The following is a 21,009-nucleotide window of genomic DNA, read 5'->3' on the forward strand; positions in this document are numbered from 1 at the left end:
GCGCCCGACGGCCACGGCGGGTCAGCGACGGCGGACGCGGTGCAGCCGGAACGGCCGACGGGTGGCCCGCGCGGCCGGCGTCGGCCGGGGTGGCTCGGCCAGCGAGTCGGCCGGCAGGTCGGCACCGCGCACCGACTCACCGGCCGGTGCGAGCCGCACCAGGGCACAGCCGTCGGCCGCCCAACGGGCGACGAGTTCAGCGGTCGGTCCGGGCGCGTTCAGTCGCTTGGCCCCCACCAGCGGGGCGAGCGTCTCCCACTGCTCCGTGCCCGGCGCCACCCGGCTGACCCGTGCCGGCCAGGTGATGATCCGGCCACCGTGGTCGCCGCGGAGCGTCACCTGGGCCTCGTCGGCCTCGGCCAACCCCGGCGCGGACTGCTCGCCGGGGCCGCTGACCACGAACAGCGCCGCTTCCAGGGGTACGCACCACAGGGCCAGCGGCGGACGGTCGCCCACCGCGACCCAGGCCACCGAAGCCTTCTTCATCGCCTCGTCGACCAGCGGGTGGTTCTCGCGTTCGTCGGTCACCGCGGCATCCTCTCGTATCCGGGCTGGTCCACGTCGGTGCTCAGCCGACGAACGGCGGGACGAGGATCTCTCCCCGCGCCACCGGCATCACCTGACCTGCGACGCTCGTGCCCACCGCCATCCCACCGGCTGCGGTCACCGTGCAGGCCAGCGAGGACGGCCGGCCCATCTCGACGCCCTGCCGGACGGTGTACGACGATCGCCCCTCGCCCGGCAACAGGCCGCTGGCGACCAGCCACACGCCGAGGCCGAGCGCGGCCGACCCGGTCGCCGGATCCTCGGGCACGCCGAGACCGGGGACGAAGACCCGGGCGTACGCGGTTTGGGTGGCGGCGTTCCAGGAGAAGACGCTGACATGCTCGATGCCGTACCGTCCTGCCGCGACCGGGTTCACCTGTGCCCGGGCGAGGGCGTCGGGGCGTACCGGCAGGAACGGGAACTCCAGACCGCAGCCGGCGACCCGGGGTGCCGGGCCGAGATGGTCCTCGGCGCCGAGCCCGGCCATCTCCAGCAGCGGCTCCGGCTCCAGTTCCGGCCCGAGGGTGGGGCTGCCGCCGGTCAGCGTGGCGGAACCGTCGCCGACCTCGATCGGCAGCACCCCGGCACCGCACTCCTGAGTGACCTGCCCCACCGGGAACAGGCCCCGGCGAGCGGCGGTGACCGCGGCGCCGACGCTGGGGTGCCCGGCGAACGGCAGCTCGTCGACCGGCGTGAAGATCCGGGCCCGGTAGGTGGCCCCGGCCTGGGTGGCGGGCAGTACGAAGACCGTCTCCGAGAGGTTGAACTCGCGCGCCAGAGCCTGCATCTGGTCGGTGGCCAGTCCTTCGGCGCCGAAGACCACCGCGAGCGGGTTCCCGGCGTACGGACGGTCGGTGAAGACGTCCACGATCTCGTAAGCCAAGGTCGACATGTTGATAGACACTAGGCCCTCGAAGCGTCCATCGGGGCCACTGGCCGGCAGTGCCGATCCTGTGCCGTGGCGGGCCGGGTCACCGGCCGACGCCATCACGCTCCCCCGCTGGCCCAGCCCTGGCCGGAGGCTCGCCACGACTCAGGCCGGTGCGCCGACCTACCCCCTAGGCTGGTGCTCGTGAGCACGCCGTCCCGGGTCTACATCGCCCGCCTCGCCGGAGTCGCCGTCTTCGACCCCAACGGTGACCAGGTCGGCCGGGTACGCGACGCGGTGGCCCGGCTGCGCGCGAGCCAACGACCGCCCGAGGTGGTGGGGCTGGTCGCGGAGATGCCGATGCGCCGCCGGATCTTCCTCTCCATCAACCGGATCACCTCGATCGACGCTGACGCGATCGTGCTGGGCAGCGGCACGTTGAACCTGCGCCGGTTCGAGAAACGCCCGAACGAGTTGCTCGTCCTCCAGGAGCTGCTGGACCGGCGGGTGCAGATCGCCCCGGAGGGCCGTACCGCGTCAGTGGTCGACGTGGCGATGGAGTGCAGTCGCACCGGCGAGTGGTCGCTGACCCGGGTGGCGGTACGCGAACAGACCGGCCGACTGGCGCGCCGGGGTCACCTGCGCCAGGTCGAGTGGAACCAGGTAGGCGGGCTCAGCGGGGTGGCGGAGACCCGGGGCACCGCCAACCTGCTGGCCGTGCTGGAGGAACTGCGTCCGGCCGACCTGGCCAACGCGCTCCAGGACCTGCCCGACGCCCGGCGCAACGAGGTCGCGGCGGCCTTGGACGACCAGCGGCTCGCCGACGTGCTCAGCGAGCTGCCCGAGCACGACCAGGTGGAGATCCTCGCCGCGCTGGACCGCGAGCGGGCCGCCGACATCCTGGAGGAGATGGAGCCGGACGACGCCGCCGACCTGCTCGGTGAGCTGTCGCCGCCGGAGCAGGACGTGCTGCTCGACCTGATGGAGCCGGACGAGGCCGATTCGGTGCGGCAGCTGCTGAAGTACACGCCGGGTACGGCGGGCAGCGTGATGACTTCCGAACCGGTCATCCTGCCCCCGGACGCGACGGTGGCCGAGGCGTTGGCCCGGATCCGGGAGCCGCAACTCTCCCCGGCGGTGGCCGCGCAGGTGTTCGTGGCCCGGGCACCGATGGCCACCCCCACCGGCCGCTATCTGGGCATGGTGCACTTCCAGCGGCTGCTTCGCGAGCCACCGGCCGATCTGCTCGGTGGTGTGGTGGTCAACGACATCGACCCGCTGAGCCCGACCACCCCGCTGCCGGAGATCACCCGTCGGATGGCCACCTACGATCTGGTGGCCATGCCGGTGATCGACCGGAACAACCGGCTGGTGGGCGCGGTCACCGTCGACGACGTGCTGGATCATTCGCTGCCACGGGACTGGCGGGACCGCAACGCGGTGATGAGTGGCCACCACAACGGGGCGACGACGTCGGCCGCTCCGGACCCGGCGATGGACGGTGACCATGACTGAGCAACGGCGCGCGGAACGGTTGGACCTGCCACGGGAGCCCCGAGGTCTGAAGCTGCCCCGGGTGGATCAGGAGACGTTCGGACGCTGGGCCGAGGGCATCGCCCGTGGCATGGGTACGGCGAACTTCATCGTCTACATGACGCTGGTGATCACCGCCTGGTTCCTCTGGAACACCCTCGCTCCGGCGGGCCTGCGCTTCGACCCGTACACCTTCACCTTCCTCACCCTGGTGCTCTCCATCCAGGCGTCCTACGCCGCGCCGCTGATCCTGCTGGCGCAGAACCGCCAGGCCGACCGCGACCGGGTGGCGTTGGACGAGGATCGCCGCCGGGCCACCATGCAGAAGGCGGACACCGAGTACCTGGCCCGGGAGATCGCCGCGTTGCGGATCGCGCTGGGCGAGGTGGCCACCCGGGACTTCGTCCGCTCCGAGTTGTCCCGGCTGGCCGAGGAGTTGGACGAGGCGGCGCAGCGGCGACAGCGGCTGGAGCGTCGACACCGGGACGATCCGGTCCGCACCGGCGGTGACGGGTTGGACGAGCCCCGCGACGAGCTGGACGGCGACTCCCCGGGTGACGGTCGTCACGACACCGCCTCGACCCGTCGGCCGGAGAGCTGATCGACTCGCTCACACCGCTGTGACCGGCACCGGTGGCGGTTCGCCGCCGACGTAGCATTGCGGGCATGTCAGCTCCCGTCAGCACCGTCAACGACGCCGTCATGGCCGCCCTGGCCACCGTCAACGACCCGGAGATCCGCCGGCCGATCACCGAACTCGGCATGGTGCGCTCCGCCGAGGTCGGTGAGGACGGTGTGGTCCGGGTCGAGTTGCTGCTGACCGTCGCCGGCTGCCCGCTGAAGGACAAGCTCCGCTCGGACATCACCGCCGCCGTTGGCGCGGTGCCCGGGGTCAGCGGCGTGGAGATCGAGTTCGGGGTGATGAGCACCGAGCAGCGCCAGCAACTCCAGGCGAAGCTGCGCGGTGGGGGTGCGACCGCGGAGCCGGTGATCCCGTTCGCCCAGCCCGGCTCCCGCGCCCGGGTGTACGCGGTGGCCAGCGGCAAGGGCGGGGTCGGCAAGTCCAGCGTGACGGTCAACCTGGCGGCGGCGCTGGCTGCGCGGGGCCTGTCGGTCGGCGTGGTGGACGCGGACATCTACGGACACTCCGTGCCCCGGATGCTCGGTGCGGACGGCCGCCCCACCCGGGTCGAGGACATGATCATGCCGCCGCAGTCGCACGGCGTGAAGGTCATCTCGATCGGGATGTTCACCGACGGCAACGCCGCCGTGGTGTGGCGCGGCCCGATGCTGCACCGCGCGTTGCAGCAGTTCCTCGCCGACGTCTACTGGGGCGACCTGGACGTCCTCCTGCTCGACCTGCCCCCAGGCACCGGTGACGTGGCGATCTCCCTGGCCCAGTTGCTGCCGAACGCCGAGATCCTGGTGGTCACCACCCCCCAGGCAGCCGCCGCCGAGGTGGCCGAGCGGGCCGGCGCGATCGCCCTGCAAACCCACCAGCGGGTGGTCGGCGTGATCGAGAACATGTCGTGGCTGGAGCTGCCGGACGGCTCCCGGATGGAGATCTTCGGCGCCGGTGGTGGTCAGACCGTGGCGGACTCGCTGACGCAGGCGATCGGCGCGCAGGTGCCGATGCTGGGCCAGGTGCCGCTGGACACCCGGGTCCGGGAGGCGGGCGACGAGGGCAACCCGATCGTGCTCGCCGCGCCGGACTCCCCGGCGGCGAAGGCGCTGAACCAGGTGGCCGACCGGCTCGCGCTGCGCCGCGAGTCGCTGCTCGGCAAGCCGCTGGGCCTCAAGCCCGCCGGGCGCTGAGCCGGGCGGTCACCGCGACAACCTGGGCCACCTCGGCCGTTGATGCGGCCGGGTGTCAGGTGACGTCGTCGTAGTTGGGCGTCCGGGGGGCCGGGGCTGAGGTGCTCGCCGGGGCCGGAGCGGGTCGGCGGGGGTCCGCCGCCGTGGCGACGTCCTTGAGTTCCTGGTGCACGCCGGTGACGTCGGCCTTCAGACCGTCGTAGACGCCCTGAAGCGGCTTCCGGATCGCCTGCTCGTCCTCCTCGCTGAGCAGGTGCTTGCGGATGAACGCCTTGGGGTGCAGGTCCTCCAACTGGATGTCGGTGCCCAGTTCCTTGCTCAGGTCGGTGGTGGCGCTGCGGGCCATGTTGCGCAGGTTGCGCACCATCCGGAGCCCGTCACTGATCACCACCGGCAGCCGGTCGCCGAAGATCAGCAGCGCCAGCATCAGCAGCGCGCCGACCTCCCACACGTTCAGGTTCTCGAACACCTCGGTCCCCTTCCCCCGGCTACCGCAGCCAGAGTACGCAGGTAGGTGCCGTTGTCAGAAGAGGGTGGGAAGTCACTTCGCATCCGCCGCGAGGGTGACCGAGGCGTTCTGCCGGCTCGAACCCCGGCGGTACTCGACGGTGACCACCGATCCGGGGGCGTACTTGCGGACCAGGGCGATCAGGTCGGTCGGCTCGGTCATCGGGCGGCCGTTGAGCTTCAGGATCACGTCACCGGCGCGTAGGCCCGCACCGGCTGCCGGACCGGACGGCTCGACCGCCGCGAGGCGCACCCCACTGCCGTTGGTACCCGAGCCGGGCCCGCCGACCTGGGCACCGATCACCGTGCGGCGGGCCTTCCCGGTGCCGATGATGTCCTGGGTGATCCGTTTCGCCTGGTTGATCGGGATGGCGAAGGCGAGGCCGATGTTGCCGGCCTCCTGGCCGTCGGCGACCAGCGACTTGATCGTGGAGTTGACACCGATGACCCGACCGGCCGCGTCGACCAGCGGGCCGCCGGAGTTGCCGTGGTTGACCGCCGCGTCGGTCTGGATGGCGGCGTAGTAGCGCGTCGGGCCGCCGGGCTCGCCCGCGTGCATCGTCCGGTCCAGCGCGCTGACGATGCCCGCGGTCACCGTGTTCGCCAGCGACAGCGGCGAGCCCATCGCCAGCACCGGATCGCCCACGGCCAGGGCGTCGGAGTCGCCGAACTCGACCGGACGCAGCCCGGTGCGGGAGACCTTGATCACCGCGATGTCGGACTCGGCGTCCTGACCGACCACGGTCGCGGAGGCCGAGCTGCCGTCGTTGAAGATCACCGACGCCTTTCCGGTGCCGCCGGCCACCACGTGATCGTTCGTGATCACGTGCCCGTCGGCGCTGGCGATGAAGCCCGAGCCCTCACTGGTGCCGCCCAGGCCCGCCACCCGGACGGTGACCACGCTGGGCAGTACCCGTTCGGCGACACCGGCCAGCGACTCCGGCGGGCGCTGGGCGAGCGTCGGCGCGGTTCCGGGGGCTGCCCCGAGCACCGCCCCACCGGCACCACCGCGCAGCGCGAACGCGTAGCCGAGCGCACCGCCGAGTGCGCCCGCGAGCAGGGCGGTCACCAGCGGAATGACCAGAAGCTGCTGGAGCCTGGGCCGGCCGACCGCGTCGGGGTCGGTGACCGGTTCCGGCTCGCTGCCGGCCACCGGGGCGGCGGGCAGCACCACCGCCGCCGGTGCGTGCGGATCCCGCCACGGATCGGCGAGCGCGTCGGACCACCACGGCGACGGCGGTTGGCCACCGTCGCGTGGTGTCGCCGGCACACCGGCTGGCGGATGCCCCGCCATCGGCTGCCCGGCCGGTGCTCCGCCCACGCCGGGCTGGCGCCAGTCCCAGCCGTCGGTCACTCGGTGCCTCCCACTCCCGTCCCCGGTATCCACGCGATCCACGTCCGGCACGCCGGGTACGGGCGACGGATACCGCTTCCAGGATTGCACGGATGCGCCCAACGGGGTCAGCGGTTGTCACTCCGGGTGGATGCCCCGCTGCGTTGCAAGCGCGCCGCCTTTAGAGTCACAGTGCCCATCCGCCCTGCGCATCATGCTCGTCGCCCGGAGGTGTCCCATCGCCACGGTCGCCGGTTCCGGCAGTTCGACGAACCCGGCCCTACAGTTCGCCGAGTCGTACGTCACCGAGGACCTCGTCCTGCGGACCGCGCGCAGCCTCGCCCACGAGGTCGGCCTGACTGCCGTCACGCCGGGCGCGGGCGCTGCCCTGCGCCTGCTCGCCGCCGCCGGTCACGCCCGCGCGGTGGTCGAGATCGGCACCGGCACCGGCGTCAGCGGGGTGTGGCTGCTGCGCGGCATGCGGGCCGACGGGGTGCTCACCACCATCGACGTCGAGGTGGAGCATCAGCGCATCGCCCGGCGCATCTTCACCGAGGCCGGCTTCGTGTCCGGCCGCACCCGGATCATCACCGGCCGGGCGCTGGACGTGCTGCCCCGGCTCGCCGACGGCGCGTACGACCTGGTCTTCGTCGACGCCGAGGTGACCGGCTTCACCGCCTACGTGGACGCGGCGCTGCGGCTGCTGCGGCCGGGAGGGGTGCTGGTGCTCAACGGAGCGCTGGCCGCCGGTCGGATCGGCGATCCGGCCGCCCGGGACGCGGAGACGGTGACGGTACGCGAGACGGTGAAGGCCATCCGCGAGTCGGAGCACTGGATTCCGGCCCTGCTGCCGGTCGGTCACGGGCTGCTGGCCGCGGTGCGCTGCTGAGCAGCGGCCCGCCACGCCGACCCCACGCCTGCACAGCGGCCGGGGTCGGCGTGGCGGTCGAGGGTCAGTCCAGCGTCGCCAGCCACCGCAGCAGGCCGCGTACGCCCCAACCGGTCGCGCCCTTGGTCAGCTCCACGTCGTCGCGTTCGCACCAGGAGGGCGCGGACATGTCGATGTGCAGCCAACGCTCACCCAGCTCGCCGGTGAACTCGCGCAGGTAGAGCGCGGCCAGCACGGAGCCGCCGCCCTGCGTCGGCGCGCTGTGCAGGTCGGCCAGATCGCTGCCGAGGTGCTCGACGTAGTCGTTGGGCAGCGGCATCCGCCAGGCCGACTCACCGGCCGCCCTGATCGCCGTCAGCAGGTCTTCGGCAAGCTGGTCGTTGTCGCTGTAGAGGGCACCGGTGCGGGTGCCCAGGGCCACCGCGTTGGCACCGGTCAGGGTGGCCAGGTCGATCAGGAGGTCGGGCTTGATCTCCCGCACCGCGTACGCCAGCGCGTCGGCGAGGACTAGTCGACCCTCGGCGTCGGAGTTGGTCGTCTCGCTGGTCATCCCGCCGTAGTGTCGGACGATGTCGCCGGGCCGGAACGCGGCCCCGCTGACCATGTTCTCGGCCAGCGGCGCGAGCGTGGTCACCCGGACCGGCAGCCGCAGCGACGCCGCGCCGAGGGTGGCCGCCACGACGGCGGCGGCACCGGCCATGTCCTTGCGCATCAGCTTCATCGCCGGCACGGGCTTGATCGAGATGCCGCCGGTGTCGAAGGTGATGCCCTTGCCCACCAGGGCCACGTGGGTGTCCGCCTGCGGGGGGTTCCAGTCCAGCTCGATCAGGCGCGGACCGCTGGCCGATCCGCCACCGACGGCGAGGATGCCACCGAAGCCCTCGGCGGCCAGCTGCTCCGGCTCGCGGACCCGCAACGTCAGCCCGGGCAGGTCGGCCACGGCCTCGGCGACCTGCTCCACGAACCACTGCGGGTTCTTCACCGAGGAGGGCATGTTGGTGAGGTCACGGGCCAGCCGGGTCATCCGGGCGGTGGTCTGGGCCACCGTGACGGCCTGCTCGTACGCCTCCGGGTCGGCGACGGCCAGGTCGACGTCGGTCAGCGCGGGGGCGTCGGGATCCGCGCCCAGCCGAAACCGGTACGACCCCAGCAGCAGCCCCTCGACCAGACCTCGAACCGCGTCCGACGCGATCCCCTCCGGCAGGGAAAGTGTGACATGAGTCTCATCTTTGACCGCGCGCACCAGTGCCGCGCCGCCCCGGCGCCAGGCCGCCTCGTCCGCGTCGCCGATCCCGAGCAGCAGCAGCCGGCGTGGAGTACCTCCGGGCCGCCACTGCGTGTGTAGGTCACCGGCCCGACCCGCGAACCGGGTCACCGGGATCAGCGCGGCCACCTCGTCGACGATCCCGTCGGGTGGGGTCACCCCGGTCGGTACGGGCTCGGCCGACGCGTCGTCGGCGACGCCGGGCCGTACGGGCAGGACCAGGGTGTCGAGCCGTTCCGGCTCGGCGGTCAGACGGATGGCGAGCACGCGGAGCCGTACCTCCAGAAGACGGACGCGCGGTCGATCAGCCGCGCGAGGGTGTGACGGCTCTGAGCCACCGGTGAAACCGGTGGCTCAGAGCCAGGGACCAGACGAACCGTCCGCGGCGGCGAGCGTCGCCGACGAACCGGCCGCACGTGGACCGACCGGCAGTAGGACTGGCGGGGTTGCGGCGGGCCGCCTCGCTCCCACCGCCCTATTGCCGGTCGGTCTCAGCCAGCAGCCGCCTTCAGCGCCTCACCGAGAGCGGTCGCCTCGTCGGGAGTCATCTCGACGACGAGCCGGCCACCGCCCTCCAGCGGGACCCGCATGACGATGCCCCGGCCCTCCTTGGTGACTTCCAGCGGACCGTCGCCCGTCCGCGGCTTCATCGCCGCCATGTTGTCTCCCCTCAGACCTACACCAGGGTCGGTGGGTTGCCCCACAGCCACTTCGCCATGACCACCCGCCGCAACTTGCACGTGGGTGTCGACCGACGATTTTCCCTGATGAACACCGCCGGACCCAAACCGAAGCAGCATTGATGTAACAGCATCTAGCTTATCCTTAGATGGCCTGTCACAATGTGCGGTCATGCAGGCACGGTCGGCACTCTTCGACCTGTACGGCGACCACCTCCGACCACGGGGTGGCCGCGCACCCGTTGCCGCGCTGGTCAAGCTGCTGGCACCGCTCGGGATCGCACCACCGGCCGTACGCACGGCGGTGTCCCGGATGGTCCGCCAAGGCTGGCTCGAACCGGTCAGGCTGACCTCCGGTCCGGGATATTCGATCACGCCGAAGGCGGCCCGCCGGCTGGACGAGGCCGCCTCGCGGATCTACCGCACCGGCCGGGTCACCTGGGACGGGCGCTTCGACCTGCTGGTGCTGGACGGGCCGGGGGCCCGGCGGGACCGCCAGCGACTCGCCGCCAACCTGCGCTACCTCGGCTACGGCACGCTGGACGAGCAGACCTGGGTGGCCACCCGCCCGGCCGAGGACGTCGACCTGCTGCTCAGCGAGGCGGGCGTACGCTTCGAGCGGTTCAGTGCCGCGCACGCCGCCGGGACGCCGGGCGCGATGGGTCTGGTCCGCCGGGCCTGGGACCTGGCCGAGATCGGCCGAGCGTACGAGGAGTTCGTCGCGGAGCAGCGCACGCTGCTGACCGGCGTCACGGCCCGCAGCGGCGACGAGGAGGCGTACGCGGCCCGGTTCCGGCTGGTGCACGCATGGCGTACGTTCCTCTTCCGGGACCCGCAGCTGCCACCGGCACTGCTGCCCGAACGCTGGCCCGGTATCGCCGCGGCCAGCTTCTTCGACCGCCACGCGGCCCGGCTCCGACCGGCCGCCGACCGGTACGTCGAGCAGTGCCTCGACGGTGGACACCGGATAGCCCGACAGAAGGGTCGCCAGACGTGACCGAGCCGCTGCTCGTCGACCGCACCGACGCGGTCGTCACCCTCACCATGAACCGCCCGAAGGCGATGAACTCGCTCGACGTGGCGCTCAAGGAGGCGCTGCGGGACACCCTCGCCGAGCTGGAGTCCGACCGCAGTTGCCGGGCGGTGGTGCTGGCCGGGGCGGGTGGGTCGTTCTGCGCCGGTCAGGATCTGCGGGAGCACGTCAACACCCTCCAGGCCAGCGACAGCAACCCGCTGGACACGGTCCGGGCGCACTACAACCCGATCGCCGCCCGGCTGGCCAGCCTGCCCAAGCCGGTGGTGGCGGCGGTCCGGGGCATGGCCGCCGGGGCGGGCGCCTCCCTGGCCTTCCTGGCCGACATCCGCATCGGCGGGCCCTCCACCAGCTTCCTGATGGCCTTCGCCAAGGTGGGGCTGGCCGCTGACACCGGCGCCTCGTGGACCCTGCCCCGGCTCGTCGGCCACGCCAAGGCCGTCGAGCTGCTGATGCTGGCCGAGCCGGTACGCGCCGAGGAGGCGTGCCGGTTGGGGCTGCTGAACCGGATGCTGGACGACGACGAGCAGGTGCTGCCCGCCGCGCAGGAACTGGCCGCCCGGCTCGCCGCCGGTCCGACCGTCGCCTACGGGGCGATCAAGCGTCAGCTCTCCGTCGCCGACGCCGGCACCCTGGCCGACGCGCTGGCCGCCGAGGCGCAGGCGCAGGCCATCTGCGGCGCTACCGCGGACCACCGCGCGGCCACCATGGCCTTCGTCGACAAGCAGAAGCCGGTCTTCGAAGGCCGGTGAACCGTCGGCCGGTCAGTCGTCCTCTTCCGGGTCCTGGTTCGCCTCCGCGCCGAGCACGAACGCCTGCATGGCCAACTCGTCGCCGGAGGGTGAGACGAAGGCGGGCAGTTCCCGAGGACCGAGTTCCTGCACGTACGCCCAGAACAGCCGGACCGCCTCGCCCGGCGAGTCGGCCTCGATCGGCAGGTCCAGGCTGACCAGCCAGGTCCGGCGCTGCGGCGGCGGGCCGAGCCGGTCGACCAGCTCACGGAAGGTGGCCGCGTCGAGGGCGGTGACCGGCCCGCTGAGGACCAGCGCATCGGCCGGGACCGGCTCGTCGAAGGCCCGCCGGGTGTACGCGACGACCAGTTCGCCGGGCGCCAGGTCGGACTGCGGATCGTCCGGGTCCTCCGGGCGCCGGTCGGACGGGCCGGCGACCCGACCCACCGCCACCAGCCGGGGCGGCTCGTCGGCCAGCACCGCGACCTGGTCACCGAGGCGGGGCCGGATGGCCTCGTCCAGCCCGGTCAGTTCGAGTGTGTCGTGATGGACGAGCCGTTCGGCGTCGTACCGTCCGGCGGGCAGGAGCACGGCCCAGGTGCCCGTGCTGTCGGCCTGGCTCGCCCCGTTCACCCGGTGTGCGGTGTCGGTCGTCATGCCCTCATCACATCACGCCCGTCGTGGACGTCACGACGTGGCAGCCCGCTAGATGGTCGTCGACCATCCCGGTGGCCTGCATCAGCGCGTACGCCGTGGTCGGGCCGACGAACCGGAAGCCGCGCTTCTTGAGCGCCTTGGCCATGGCCGTGGAGGCGTCGGTCAACGCCGGCACGTCGGCCCCGGAGTTCGGCCGGGCCCGGCCGGGCGGCGGCGCGAAGGACCAGAGCAGCGCCGACAACCCCTCGGGCAGTACCCGCGCCGCGCGGGCGTTCGCGATCGCAGCTTCGATCTTGGCCCGGTTCCGGACGATGCCGGCGTCGGCGAGCAACCTGGTCACGTCGGCCTCGCCGTAGCCGGCCACCGTGTCGATGTGGAAGTCGTCGAAGGCCGCCCGGAAGGCCGGTCGCTTGCGCAGGATCGTCAGCCAGGACAACCCGGACTGGAACGCCTCCAGCGTCATCCGTTCGTAGAGGGCGTCGTCGCCGTGCACCGGGCGCCCCCACTCGGTGTCGTGGTAGACCGCGTAGTCGGCGGTGCTGGCTCCCCACCCACACCGGGCCAGACCGTCGGCACCGATCACCAGTTCAGTCACGCGACCAGGCTAGTGCCGGGGCGGGACAGTCAGGGCAGGTGTCCCTGCTCGACCTGGCGGGCGAAACGACGCAGCGCCCGGGTGAGGCTCATCTTGGAGCCGGGCCAGAGCACCGGCCAGGCCACCCGCCCGGCCGGGCCACCCGGCAGGTGGAACCACTCGTGCCAGACCACCTGGGTGCGCCCGCTCTCCAGCGGGGTGCACCGCAGCGCACCGGGCCCGCGCAGCAGCGTGCCGCAGTGCACCACGCCGATCTCGTACGGCGCGTCCACCCGGACCACCCGCATGGTGTCCCGCAGCACCGCCGGGCCGAGCGAGGTGACCGCCTCGACCAGGCTCCCCTCGCCGCCGTCGCCCTCCACCACCCGGACGGTGGTGAACGGAATCCACTCGGACTGCCGTTCCCAGGCCAGCAGGGCGGCGAAGACCTTCTCGGCCGGCGCGTCGACGATCACGGTGGCGGTGACCTCACCGGCACCCGGTCGGGCCGCCTCGCGAAGATCGTCTGCGCCGTCCGGGTTGCTCACGTCGACTCCGACCGGACCACCGATTCGCGGTCGTTGTTCGCCGGTGCGTCGCTGGTGGTCGGCTGCCCGTCGGTGGTCGGGTCAGCGGCAGCGTCGGCCGACTGCCCGTTCGACACCGGCTTCCCGTCCGCCGCCGACTGCTCGGCGGCCGGCCGGACGTAGCGGTCGGTCGGCTCGGTCGCCGTGGCCTCCGCCTCCGTCGCCGACGCGGCACCCGAACCCGGGTTGGAGACCCCGTCGGGGTCGACCGTCACCGAAAGGTCGATCACCGGCGCGTCCTGCGACGCCGCCTCCGCCTCGGTCGGGTTGGCCGCCTGCTCACGGGCTCGGCGAAGCGCGTCCGCGTCGGCGGTCCGCCCGTCTCGCAACGCCGTCACCTCCGCCTCCAGCACCCCGATCAGCTCGGCCTTGTAGCCGATGTCGTACGCCGCCCGGCGCATCGCCTGATCCACCTGGGCCATCCGGTACCCACGCAGGGCGATGTCGAAGCGCACCTCGCCCACGTCCGACTCGCGCAACGGACGGTCGCCGGGCAACGGCACCGCCCGCCCGTCCGCCTCGACCGGGGTCAGGCCGGGATCCCGACCGGTCACCAACGCCGTCACGCCGAACACGACCGCCGCGACGGTGACCGCCACGACCAGCAGGAGCAGAAGCTGATCCATGCACTGATCGTGGCACGCCGAAGGGAACGGGGCGACCCCACCCGGCGCGCCGTACCGGACAAGGCACCAGGGCGACGACCGGATAGCGTCATCGTGACGCCGACGTGATCGGCCGACGGCGTACGGCGATGTGGGAGGTGGCGTGGCCGGGGTGCTGCGGCTCGGGGCTCGGCGGTTCGGCCCCGGCGACCTGGTGGTGATGGCGATCGTCAATCGCACCCCGGACTCGTTCTTCGACCGGGGCGCGACCTTCGCGGCCGACAGCGCGCTGCGGGCGGTGGAACGGGCGGTGCAGGAGGGCGCGGACATCGTCGACATCGGCGGGGTGAAGGCCGGGCCGGGCGCCGAGGTCGACGTCGCCGAGGAGATCCGTCGCACGGTGGGCACCATCGCCGCCGTACGCGAGGCATTCCCCGAGGTCGTCATCTCGATCGACACCTGGCGCGCCGAGGTGGCGGTGGAGGCCGTGGCGGCCGGCGCGGACCTGCTCAACGACACCTGGTCGGGGGCGGATCCGGCGCTGGCCCAGGTGGCGGCGCGGACCGGGGTCGGGCTGGTCTGCTCACACGCGGGCGGACTCGCCCCGCGCACCAGGCCGCACCGGGCGGCCTTCGACGACGCGGTGGCGGACGTGGTCACGACGGTGACCGGGCTCGCTGAACGCGCGGTGTCCCTGGGCGTACGCCCCGACGGGATCCTCATCGACCCGGCACACGACTTCGGCAAGAACACCCGGCACTCGCTGGAGATCACCCGACGGTTGGGCGAGCTGGTCGAGACCGGCTGGCCGGTGTTGGTGGCCCTGTCGAACAAGGACTTCGTCGGCGAGACGCTGGACCTGCCGGTCACCGAGCGGCTGGAGGGGACGCTCGCCGCGACGGCGGTCTCCGCGTGGTTGGGCGCCCGGGTCTTCCGCGCCCATCAGGTCCGCCCGACCCGCCGGCTGCTGGACATGGTCGCGGCCATCCGGGGTGACCGCCCACCGACGCTCAGCCGACGCGGCCTCGCCTGATGCGGGCCGCTGCGGGCCCGCCTGAGCTGTGGGGTCGGCGCGGCCCAGGCTTAGCTGCGGGTTCAGGTCCAGCGAAGGATGTTGCGCCGCCAGGCGTAGGCCAGGCCGAGCGCGAGCACACCCACGAAGATCGCCATCTCCACCACGGTGACCAGCCCGAACCCGGGCCGGTCGAAGACCACCGCCCAGGGGAAGAGGAACACCGCCTCGACCGCGAACAGCACGTAGAGGTAGGCGTAGACGTAGTAACGAATCTGCATCTGCGCCCAGTCGCCACCCACCGGGTCGAGCCCGCACTCGTAGCTGGCGCGCTTGCCGGGCGGATCGGCCGGGCGGGCGGGGCGCAGCACCCGGTTGGCCGTGAACGCCACGACGAGGAAGAGCACGCCGGCGAGGAGCAGGAGCCCGAGCGTCGCGTACGAGCCCAGGTAACCGGTCACGGTAGATCAGCCTACCGTCCCGTGTCGGACTGTTCCGTACCAGACGACCGGTCCCGGACCGATGACCGACCGGGTTGATACGTACGGTGATATGGATTACGGCGGCCCCGGCGAAACACCGCAAGTGACCACATAAACCCTCACTTTTCGATCCCAGTCGGCGGACCTCCGGGCCGGGCGGGACCGTGATTAGACGTAGGCTCTCGGTGAGGAAAGGACAACGGGCCGGACGTTAGCGGACGGCCGGTACAACGGCGCGTCAAGGAGGTCTCGTGGCCGGGCAAGGCGAGGTCACCATCCAGTTCAGCCGGCCGCGCCACGGCGCGCGACGAAGCGAGGTGCGGCCGTGAGCAAGCAGATCCGCCAGTTGGAACGGGTGGTCATCCGGTTCGCCGGCGATTCCGGCGACGGCATGCAGTTGACCGGAGACCGATTCACCTCCGAGACCGCGCAACTGGGCAATGACATTTCCACGCTGCCCAACTTCCCCGCCGAGATCCGCGCGCCCGCCGGCACCCTGCCGGGCGTGTCGAGCTTCCAGGTGCATTTCGCCGACTACGACATCCTCACCCCCGGCGACGCGCCGAACGTGTTGGTCGCGATGAACCCGGCGGCGCTCAAGGCGAATCTCGTGGACCTGCCCCGGGGCGCCGACATCATCGTCAACACCGACGAGTTCACCAAGCGCAACCTGGCCAAGGTCGGCTACGCGAGCAACCCGCTCGACGACGACACGCTCGCCGGGTACGCGGTGCACCCGGTCGCGCTGACCTCCATGACGATCGGTGCGCTGGCCGACCTGGACGTGTCCAAGAAAGACGCCGAGCGCGCCAAGAACATGTTCGCCCTCGGCCTGCTGAGCTGGATGTACTCCCGGCCGTACGAGTCGACGCTGCGGTTCCTGGAGCGCAAGTTCGCCAAGCGGCCCGAGCTGGTCGCGGCGAACGTCGCCGCGTTCAAGGCCGGTTGGAACTTCGGCGAGACCACCGAGGACTTCGCCGTCCGCTACGAGGTGAAACCGGCCAAGATGCCGCCGGGGACCTACCGCAACATCACCGGCAACGCCGCGCTGTCGCTCGGCATCGTCGCCGCCGGTGTCCGCTCCGGCCTCCCGGTCTTCCTCGGCGCGTACCCGATCACGCCGGCCTCGGACATCCTGCACGAGCTGAGCAAGCACAAGCGGTTCGGTGTCACCACCATGCAGGCCGAGGACGAGATCGCCGCGATCGGCGCGGCGCTGGGTGCCTCGTACGGTGGCGCGCTCGGCGTGACCACCACCAGCGGCCCGGGCGTGGCGCTCAAGGGTGAGACCATCTCCCTCGCGGTGGCGTTGGAGCTGCCGCTGGTGATCGTGGACGTGCAGCGGGCCGGGCCGTCGACCGGCATGCCGACCAAGACCGAACAGGCCGACCTGAACATGGCGCTGTTCGGCCGGCACGGCGAGGCGCCGGTGGCGGTGATCGCGCCGAAGTCACCGTCCGACTGCTTCTACGCGGCGCTGGAGGCGGCGCGGATCGCGCTGACCTACCGCACCCCGGTCATCCTGCTGTCGGACAACTACGTCGCCAACGGCTCCGAGCCGTGGCTGCTGCCCGAGGTGGATTCCCTGCCGGATCTGCGGGTCGAGTTCGCCACCGCGCCCAACAGCGAGGACGGCACCACCTTCCTGCCGTACCTGCGCGATCCGCAGACCCTGGCCCGGCCGTGGGCCGTGCCCGGCACCCCGGGCCTGGAACACCGCATCGGTGGGCTGGAGAAGGCCGACAAGACCGGTGACATCTCCTACGACCCGGCGAACCACGACTACATGGTGCGTACCCGGGCGGCCCGGATCGAGACCATCCCGGTGCCGGACGTGGAGGTGGAGGACCCGGACGGCGACGCCCGGGTGCTGGTGCTCGGCTGGGGCTCGACGTACGGCCCGATCGGTGCCGCCTGCCGCGCCCTGCGCCAGCGCGGCCTGTCGATCGCGCAGGCACACCTGCGGCACCTGGCCCCGATGCCGGCCAACCTCGGCACGGTGCTGCGCTCCTACGACCGGGTGGTCATCCCCGAGATGAACCTCGGCCAGCTCGCACACGTGATCCGGGCCCGCTACCTGGTCGACGCCATCGGCTACAACCAGGTCCGTGGCCTGCCGTTCACCGCCACCGAGCTGGAGACGACGCTGGAAGAGGTCCTGAAGAATGTCTGAGCCCGTCGCCCTCAAGCTCACCGCCAAGGACTTCAAGTCCGACCAGGAGGTGCGCTGGTGCCCCGGCTGCGGCGACTACGCGATCCTCGCCGCCGTCCAGCAGTTCATGCCGGAGCTGAACATCCCCCGGGAGAACATCGTCTTCGTCTCCGGGATCGGCTGCTCGTCGCGCTTCCCGTACTACATGAACACCTACGGGATGCACTCCATCCACGGGCGGGCACCGGCGATCGCCACCGGTCTGTCGGTCTCCCGGCCGGACCTGTCGGTGTGGGTGGTGACCGGTGACGGCGACGCCCTCTCCATCGGCGGCAACCACCTGATCCACGCGCTGCGCCGCAACGTCAACCTCAAGATCCTGCTGTTCAACAACCGGATCTACGGGCTGACCAAGGGGCAGTACTCCCCCACCTCGGAAGTCGGCAAGATCACCAAGTCGACGCCGGTCGGTTCGGCCGACGCGCCGTTCAACCCGCTGTCGTTGGCGCTCGGCGCGGAGGCGACCTTCGTCGGCCGGACCATCGACTCCGACCGTAAGCACCTGCAATCGGTGCTGCGCGCCGCAGCCGAGCACTCCGGGTCCGCGTTCGTGGAGATCTACCAGAACTGCAACATCTTCAACGACGGGGCGTTCGAGCAGCTCAAGGAGCCAGGCACCCGCGACGATCACCTGATCCGGCTGGAACACGGCCAGCCGATCACGTTCGGCAAGGACGGGCAGTTCTGCGTCGTACACCCGCCCGGCGGCTTCGGTCTGGAGGTACGCGACACCGCGTCGACCCCGGCTGAGGAGATCGTCGTGCACGACGCCACGGTCGACGACCCGGCGTACGCGTTCGCCTTGTCCCGGCTGCCCGGCTTCGACCTGCGCAACACCCCGATCGGTGTGTTCCGCTCGGTGCACCGGCCGTCCTACGACAGCGTGGTGCAGGGTCAGGTGGCCGAGGCACAGGCGAGCGTCACCGACACCCCGGAGCAGCAGCTGGCCGGGCTGTTGGGCAGCGGCGACACCTGGACGATCGTCGGCTGACCGGGCCTGACCCCACCGACCGGGTCGTTCCCGCTGGGGGCGGCCCGGTCGGCGTCCGGAAGCCTCGCCGACCGCCGATCAGGGCAGGGTGTTCGCGGTGGGTCGGTCGTCGCGGACGTGCACCAGCATGTCCCCGGTCTCGATGACCGCTCCGGCCCGGTCCGCCAGGGTGACCACCTTGCCCCGCCGGACCAGCGCGATCACCAGCGTGTCCAGTTCGCGGGGCGACCTGCCGACCTCGCTGCGTTCCGCGGACCGCATGGCCAGCGCCATGCCCTGACCCGGGGTGAGCAGGTCCTCCACCACGTCGATCAGCGGTGGCGCCGACGTCGACAGGCCCAGCAGTCGGCCTGCGGTCGCCGACGAGACGATCACGTGGTGCGCGCCGCTCTGCTTGAGCAGCGGAGCGTTCTCCGCCTCCCGGGCCGCCGCGATGATCCGCACCTGACCGGCGGTGAGCTGGCGTACGGTCAATGCCACCAGCACCGCCGCGTCGTCGCTGTCGGTCGCGATGATCACCGCCTTGGCGGTGCGTACGTGGGCCTGGTTGAGCACGGAGGATCGGGTCGCCGACCCCTCGATGGCGACCAGCCCGTTCGACGTGGCCTGACGCAACGCCGGGCCCGCACGTTCCACCACCACGATCCGGGACTTGTCCAGCCCGTTCTCCATCAGCGCCGAGATCGCGCTCCGGCCCTTGGTGCCGTAGCCGCAGATGATGACGTGGTCCTTCACTTTTCTCTCCCACCGGTGCAGGCGACGGCCGGTCCGGTACTGCTCGGTCAGGACCTCAAGGGTGGTGCCGACCAGGATGATCAGGAACAGCACCCGGGCGGGGGTGATGAACAGGACGTTGACCAGCCGGGCCTCCTGGGTCACCGGCACGATGTCGCCGTAGCCGGTGGTCGACAGGGAAACCACCGCGTAGTAGAAGCAGTCCAGCAGGGTCAGGCCGTCGCCGTTGTTGTCGTGGTACTGCTCCCGTTCGAGGTAGACCACCGCCACCACGGCGAGCACCAGCCCGACGGCGGCGGCCAACCGGATGCTCAGCGCGCTGAGCGGCCCACGCCGCTGCGCGGGAAAGTGGATCACCGGAGGACACGCCCTACCTCGGTCGTCTGCACGCCCACAACATAGCCGCTGATCCGGCAACCGCACGGCGGGGTGGCGTTGCGGGCACACGGTACGGCGAACGGAGCGGCGGCCAGGCATGATGGGACGATCAGCAAAGAAGCGGCGAGAGTGAGGCCCCTATGTCGTTGCTGAGACGGGTGATCGGTGCGGTACTACGCCGCAGGCGACAGCTTCAGGGCCGTACGCTGCGGGAGGTCGCCCTGGCCGCCGGGGTCTCCGTGCCGTACCTGTCCGAGGTGGAACGGGGGCGCAAGGAGGCCTCCTCCGAGGTGCTCGCGGCGATCTGCCGGGCGCTCGGCCTGCACCTGTCGGACCTGCTGGAGGAGGTCCGAGACGAGTTGCGGCGAGTCGAACGGCGACTGCCCGTCACCGAGCCGACCGGCCGGGTGCCGGTCAGCCGTCCCGGCGACCCAGTGGCCGCGTCGGCCGGTCGGGGCACGGACGGGCCCGTCGCCCGTCTCGGCTTCGGTTCCCACCTAACCGCAGGGCCGGGTGGCAGCGACGCGGTCGACGGCGGCCGGCTCCGCTCGGTCGGTGGCATCGGCGGGGCGCAGAGCACCGTCTCCGCCGGGATCAGGATCATCGCCCTGGCCGACCGGACCGGCCCGGTCCACGTCGTCACCCGGGGACCACTGCTGCGTCGCGCGTCGGCCGGACGGCCGTCGGTCGGCGCGGCGCGGCGCGCCAGGACCGGACGCCCGGCCCGGCGGATCCCCACCGTCCGCGTCGCCGCCGGACGTCACCCGAGGTAGCGCGCCCAGCCCTTCGCTGCCACCGGTTCCGGCCGTGTGGCCGTTCTGCCGTGGGCGAATCTGCCCGGGGCAGAACGGCTGGCCAGCGAACGTCGGCATCCCGCAGGCTCAAGGGGCCGGTCTCCGAGCGTTCGACGTCGCCGCCGGCAGTGGAGGTTAACCATGATCACGATGCTCGACGATGGCCGACAGACCTTCGGCGACCAGGTGTTCGAGCGGCTGCTGCGGGAACGCATCGTCTTCCTCGGCAGCGAGGTGAACGACGACATCGCCAACCGGATCTGCGCCCAGATCCTGCTGCTCGCCGCCGAAGACCCGGAACGGGACATCACCCTCTACATCAACTCACCGGGCGGCTCGGTGAGCGCGGGGATGGCGGTCTACGACACGATGCGCTTCGTCCGCAACGACGTGGCGACCCTGGCCCTGGGGCTCGCCGGCTCGATGGGTCAGTTCCTCCTCTGCGCGGGCACGCCCGGCAAGCGGTACGCGCTGCCGCACACCCGCATCCTCATGCACCAGCCTTCCGGTGGCATGGGCGGCACCGCCTCCGACATCACCATCCAGGCCCAGAACATGCTGCACGTGAAGCAGACGATGCAGGAGTTGATCGCTCAGCACAGCGGGCGGACCCTGGGCGAGATCCAGCGTGACTGGGACCGGGACCGCTGGTTCACCGCCGAGGAGGCCCGCGACTACGGCCTGATCGACCAGGTGATCACCGCCGCCACCCAACTGCCCGCGAGCTGACCCGACGGCGTACCCGGAGAATCTGGTGACCGGTGCGGTAGGGCCGACCGACCG

The 21,009-nt window shown here is 71.8% G+C and carries 23 protein-coding genes; 11 read left to right on the forward strand and 12 right to left on the reverse strand.

Annotation, left to right across the window (positions count from 1 at the left end):
- Positions 1–21: 21 nt before the first annotated feature.
- Positions 22–486, reverse strand: coding sequence for a hypothetical protein (locus ACLQ2S_RS23910; protein WP_155215426.1), 465 nt, complete (start codon positions 484–486; stop codon positions 22–24).
- Between the two features lie 82 nt (positions 487–568).
- On the reverse strand, positions 569–1,438 hold the full coding sequence (locus ACLQ2S_RS23915) for a PhzF family phenazine biosynthesis protein (protein WP_155215279.1): 870 nt from the start codon (positions 1,436–1,438) through the stop codon (positions 569–571).
- Positions 1,439–1,618: 180 nt separating this feature from the next.
- On the opposite strand from ACLQ2S_RS23915, the gene ACLQ2S_RS23920 reads away from it, so the two are divergent.
- The 3 genes from ACLQ2S_RS23920 to ACLQ2S_RS23930 all read left to right on the forward strand — a co-directional run bounded on the left by ACLQ2S_RS23920 (position 1,619) and on the right by ACLQ2S_RS23930 (position 4,762).
- The gene (locus tag ACLQ2S_RS23920; RefSeq protein ID WP_425702969.1) at positions 1,619–2,929 is read left to right on the forward strand and encodes a magnesium transporter MgtE N-terminal domain-containing protein; all 1,311 of its coding nucleotides are present in this window, start codon (positions 1,619–1,621) and stop codon (positions 2,927–2,929) included.
- Positions 2,922–3,548, forward strand: a complete 627-nt coding sequence (locus tag ACLQ2S_RS23925) for a DUF1003 domain-containing protein (RefSeq protein WP_155215280.1) — start codon at positions 2,922–2,924, stop codon at positions 3,546–3,548. Before ACLQ2S_RS23920 ends, ACLQ2S_RS23925 begins: the two co-directional genes overlap by 8 nt.
- A 65-nt stretch (positions 3,549–3,613) precedes the next feature.
- Entirely contained in the window at positions 3,614–4,762 is a 1,149-nt protein-coding gene (locus tag ACLQ2S_RS23930; protein WP_425702971.1) for an Mrp/NBP35 family ATP-binding protein, read from the forward strand.
- A gap of 55 nt (positions 4,763–4,817) precedes the next feature.
- Here the strand turns inward: ACLQ2S_RS23930 and ACLQ2S_RS23935 are convergent, their stop codons facing one another.
- Positions 4,818–5,231: a preprotein translocase subunit TatB gene (locus ACLQ2S_RS23935; RefSeq protein WP_309222755.1), complete on the reverse strand. Its 414-nt coding sequence runs from the start codon at positions 5,229–5,231 to the stop codon at positions 4,818–4,820.
- 72 nt (positions 5,232–5,303) lie between these two features.
- Complete coding sequence (locus ACLQ2S_RS23940) at positions 5,304–6,623, reverse strand: S1C family serine protease (protein ID WP_375335293.1); 1,320 nt, start codon at positions 6,621–6,623, stop codon at positions 5,304–5,306.
- 193 nt (positions 6,624–6,816) lie between these two features.
- Between ACLQ2S_RS23940 and ACLQ2S_RS23945 the strand changes: the two genes are divergently transcribed.
- Positions 6,817–7,491: an O-methyltransferase gene (locus tag ACLQ2S_RS23945; RefSeq protein ID WP_230462281.1), complete on the forward strand. Its 675-nt coding sequence runs from the start codon at positions 6,817–6,819 to the stop codon at positions 7,489–7,491.
- A 64-nt stretch (positions 7,492–7,555) separates the two neighbouring features.
- On the opposite strand, the gene ACLQ2S_RS23950 is transcribed toward ACLQ2S_RS23945, so the two are convergent.
- Together ACLQ2S_RS23950 and ACLQ2S_RS23955 are read right to left on the reverse strand one after the other, a co-directional pair.
- On the reverse strand, positions 7,556–9,022 hold the full coding sequence (locus ACLQ2S_RS23950; protein ID WP_425702974.1) for a leucyl aminopeptidase family protein: 1,467 nt from the start codon (positions 9,020–9,022) through the stop codon (positions 7,556–7,558).
- A 224-nt stretch (positions 9,023–9,246) separates the two neighbouring features.
- Entirely contained in the window at positions 9,247–9,414 is a 168-nt protein-coding gene (locus tag ACLQ2S_RS23955) for a DUF3117 domain-containing protein (protein ID WP_155215283.1), read from the reverse strand.
- A 193-nt stretch (positions 9,415–9,607) separates the two neighbouring features.
- Here ACLQ2S_RS23955 and ACLQ2S_RS23960 point away from each other — a divergent pair, with 193 nt between their 5' ends.
- On the forward strand, positions 9,608–10,432 hold the full coding sequence (locus ACLQ2S_RS23960) for a PaaX family transcriptional regulator (RefSeq protein ID WP_155215284.1): 825 nt from the start codon (positions 9,608–9,610) through the stop codon (positions 10,430–10,432).
- Positions 10,429–11,220, forward strand: coding sequence for an enoyl-CoA hydratase-related protein (locus ACLQ2S_RS23965; protein WP_309222757.1), 792 nt, complete (start codon positions 10,429–10,431; stop codon positions 11,218–11,220). Before ACLQ2S_RS23960 ends, ACLQ2S_RS23965 begins: the two co-directional genes overlap by 4 nt.
- Positions 11,221–11,232: 12 nt before the next feature.
- Here the strand turns inward: ACLQ2S_RS23965 and ACLQ2S_RS23970 are convergent, their stop codons facing one another.
- Genes ACLQ2S_RS23970 through ACLQ2S_RS23985 form a run of 4 tightly spaced genes read right to left on the reverse strand, consistent with a single transcriptional unit; the run spans position 11,233 to position 13,643 of the window.
- The gene (locus tag ACLQ2S_RS23970) at positions 11,233–11,856 is read right to left on the reverse strand and encodes a hypothetical protein (RefSeq protein WP_155215285.1); all 624 of its coding nucleotides are present in this window, start codon (positions 11,854–11,856) and stop codon (positions 11,233–11,235) included.
- 7 nt (positions 11,857–11,863) lie between these two features.
- Entirely contained in the window at positions 11,864–12,451 is a 588-nt protein-coding gene (locus ACLQ2S_RS23975; RefSeq protein WP_309222758.1) for a DNA-3-methyladenine glycosylase I, read from the reverse strand.
- Between the two features lie 29 nt (positions 12,452–12,480).
- Positions 12,481–12,978, reverse strand: coding sequence for an SRPBCC family protein (locus ACLQ2S_RS23980; RefSeq protein ID WP_309222759.1), 498 nt, complete (start codon positions 12,976–12,978; stop codon positions 12,481–12,483).
- On the reverse strand, positions 12,975–13,643 hold the full coding sequence (locus tag ACLQ2S_RS23985; protein ID WP_425702978.1) for a DivIVA domain-containing protein: 669 nt from the start codon (positions 13,641–13,643) through the stop codon (positions 12,975–12,977). The genes ACLQ2S_RS23980 and ACLQ2S_RS23985 overlap by 4 nt, the downstream gene beginning before the upstream one ends.
- A 142-nt stretch (positions 13,644–13,785) precedes the next feature.
- Here ACLQ2S_RS23985 and folP point away from each other — a divergent pair, with 142 nt between their 5' ends.
- Positions 13,786–14,655 (forward strand): dihydropteroate synthase, encoded by an 870-nt coding sequence (gene folP, locus ACLQ2S_RS23990; RefSeq protein WP_425702980.1) that lies wholly within the window; start codon positions 13,786–13,788, stop codon positions 14,653–14,655.
- Between the two features lie 62 nt (positions 14,656–14,717).
- On the opposite strand, the gene ndhC is transcribed toward folP, so the two are convergent.
- Positions 14,718–15,095, reverse strand: coding sequence for an NADH-quinone oxidoreductase subunit A (gene ndhC / locus ACLQ2S_RS23995; RefSeq protein ID WP_309222761.1), 378 nt, complete (start codon positions 15,093–15,095; stop codon positions 14,718–14,720).
- A 346-nt stretch (positions 15,096–15,441) separates the two neighbouring features.
- Here ndhC and ACLQ2S_RS24000 point away from each other — a divergent pair, with 346 nt between their 5' ends.
- Together ACLQ2S_RS24000 and ACLQ2S_RS24005 are read left to right on the forward strand one after the other, a co-directional pair.
- Positions 15,442–17,289, forward strand: coding sequence for a 2-oxoacid:acceptor oxidoreductase subunit alpha (locus ACLQ2S_RS24000; RefSeq protein ID WP_309222762.1), 1,848 nt, complete (start codon positions 15,442–15,444; stop codon positions 17,287–17,289).
- Positions 17,282–18,319 carry a 2-oxoacid:ferredoxin oxidoreductase subunit beta gene (locus ACLQ2S_RS24005; RefSeq protein WP_155215287.1) on the forward strand — a complete coding sequence of 346 codons (1,038 nt, stop codon included), beginning with the start codon at positions 17,282–17,284 and terminating at the stop codon, positions 18,317–18,319. The genes ACLQ2S_RS24000 and ACLQ2S_RS24005 overlap by 8 nt, the downstream gene beginning before the upstream one ends.
- A 78-nt stretch (positions 18,320–18,397) precedes the next feature.
- Here ACLQ2S_RS24005 and ACLQ2S_RS24010 read toward each other — a convergent pair whose 3' ends face one another.
- A complete protein-coding gene (locus ACLQ2S_RS24010) occupies positions 18,398–19,411 on the reverse strand; it encodes a potassium channel family protein (protein ID WP_309222763.1) in 1,014 nt (337 codons plus the stop codon).
- Between the two features lie 161 nt (positions 19,412–19,572).
- Between ACLQ2S_RS24010 and ACLQ2S_RS24015 the strand changes: the two genes are divergently transcribed.
- Together ACLQ2S_RS24015 and ACLQ2S_RS24020 are read left to right on the forward strand one after the other, a co-directional pair.
- Complete coding sequence (locus ACLQ2S_RS24015) at positions 19,573–20,205, forward strand: helix-turn-helix domain-containing protein (RefSeq protein WP_196222466.1); 633 nt, start codon at positions 19,573–19,575, stop codon at positions 20,203–20,205.
- A 162-nt stretch (positions 20,206–20,367) separates the two neighbouring features.
- Positions 20,368–20,955 (forward strand): ClpP family protease, encoded by a 588-nt coding sequence (locus ACLQ2S_RS24020; RefSeq protein ID WP_155215288.1) that lies wholly within the window; start codon positions 20,368–20,370, stop codon positions 20,953–20,955.
- The last annotated feature ends 54 nt before the right edge of the window (positions 20,956–21,009 follow it).

The organism is Micromonospora sp. DT48 (genome assembly GCF_049844495.1).
In the GTDB taxonomy this organism is placed as follows: domain Bacteria; phylum Actinomycetota; class Actinomycetes; order Mycobacteriales; family Micromonosporaceae; genus Micromonospora.

What these genes read in the sequence shown, in the direction of transcription:
- ACLQ2S_RS23910 (WP_155215426.1), bottom strand. Translation starts at nt 486, where the DNA reads ATGAAGAAGGCTTCGGTGGCCTGGGTCGCGGTGGGCGACCGTCCGCCG.
- ACLQ2S_RS23915 (WP_155215279.1), bottom strand. Translation starts at nt 1,438, where the DNA reads ATGTCGACCTTGGCTTACGAGATCGTGGACGTCTTCACCGACCGTCCG.
- ACLQ2S_RS23925 (WP_155215280.1), top strand. Translation starts at nt 2,922, where the DNA reads ATGACTGAGCAACGGCGCGCGGAACGGTTGGACCTGCCACGGGAGCCC.
- ACLQ2S_RS23930 (WP_425702971.1), top strand. Translation starts at nt 3,614, where the DNA reads ATGTCAGCTCCCGTCAGCACCGTCAACGACGCCGTCATGGCCGCCCTG.
- ACLQ2S_RS23945 (WP_230462281.1), top strand. Translation starts at nt 6,817, where the DNA reads ATGCTCGTCGCCCGGAGGTGTCCCATCGCCACGGTCGCCGGTTCCGGC.
- ACLQ2S_RS23955 (WP_155215283.1), bottom strand. Translation starts at nt 9,414, where the DNA reads ATGGCGGCGATGAAGCCGCGGACGGGCGACGGTCCGCTGGAAGTCACC.
- ACLQ2S_RS23960 (WP_155215284.1), top strand. Translation starts at nt 9,608, where the DNA reads ATGCAGGCACGGTCGGCACTCTTCGACCTGTACGGCGACCACCTCCGA.
- ACLQ2S_RS23970 (WP_155215285.1), bottom strand. Translation starts at nt 11,856, where the DNA reads ATGACGACCGACACCGCACACCGGGTGAACGGGGCGAGCCAGGCCGAC.
- ACLQ2S_RS23985 (WP_425702978.1), bottom strand. Translation starts at nt 13,643, where the DNA reads ATGGATCAGCTTCTGCTCCTGCTGGTCGTGGCGGTCACCGTCGCGGCG.
- ACLQ2S_RS24005 (WP_155215287.1), top strand. Translation starts at nt 17,282, where the DNA reads ATGTCTGAGCCCGTCGCCCTCAAGCTCACCGCCAAGGACTTCAAGTCC.
- ACLQ2S_RS24015 (WP_196222466.1), top strand. Translation starts at nt 19,573, where the DNA reads ATGTCGTTGCTGAGACGGGTGATCGGTGCGGTACTACGCCGCAGGCGA.
- ACLQ2S_RS24020 (WP_155215288.1), top strand. Translation starts at nt 20,368, where the DNA reads ATGATCACGATGCTCGACGATGGCCGACAGACCTTCGGCGACCAGGTG.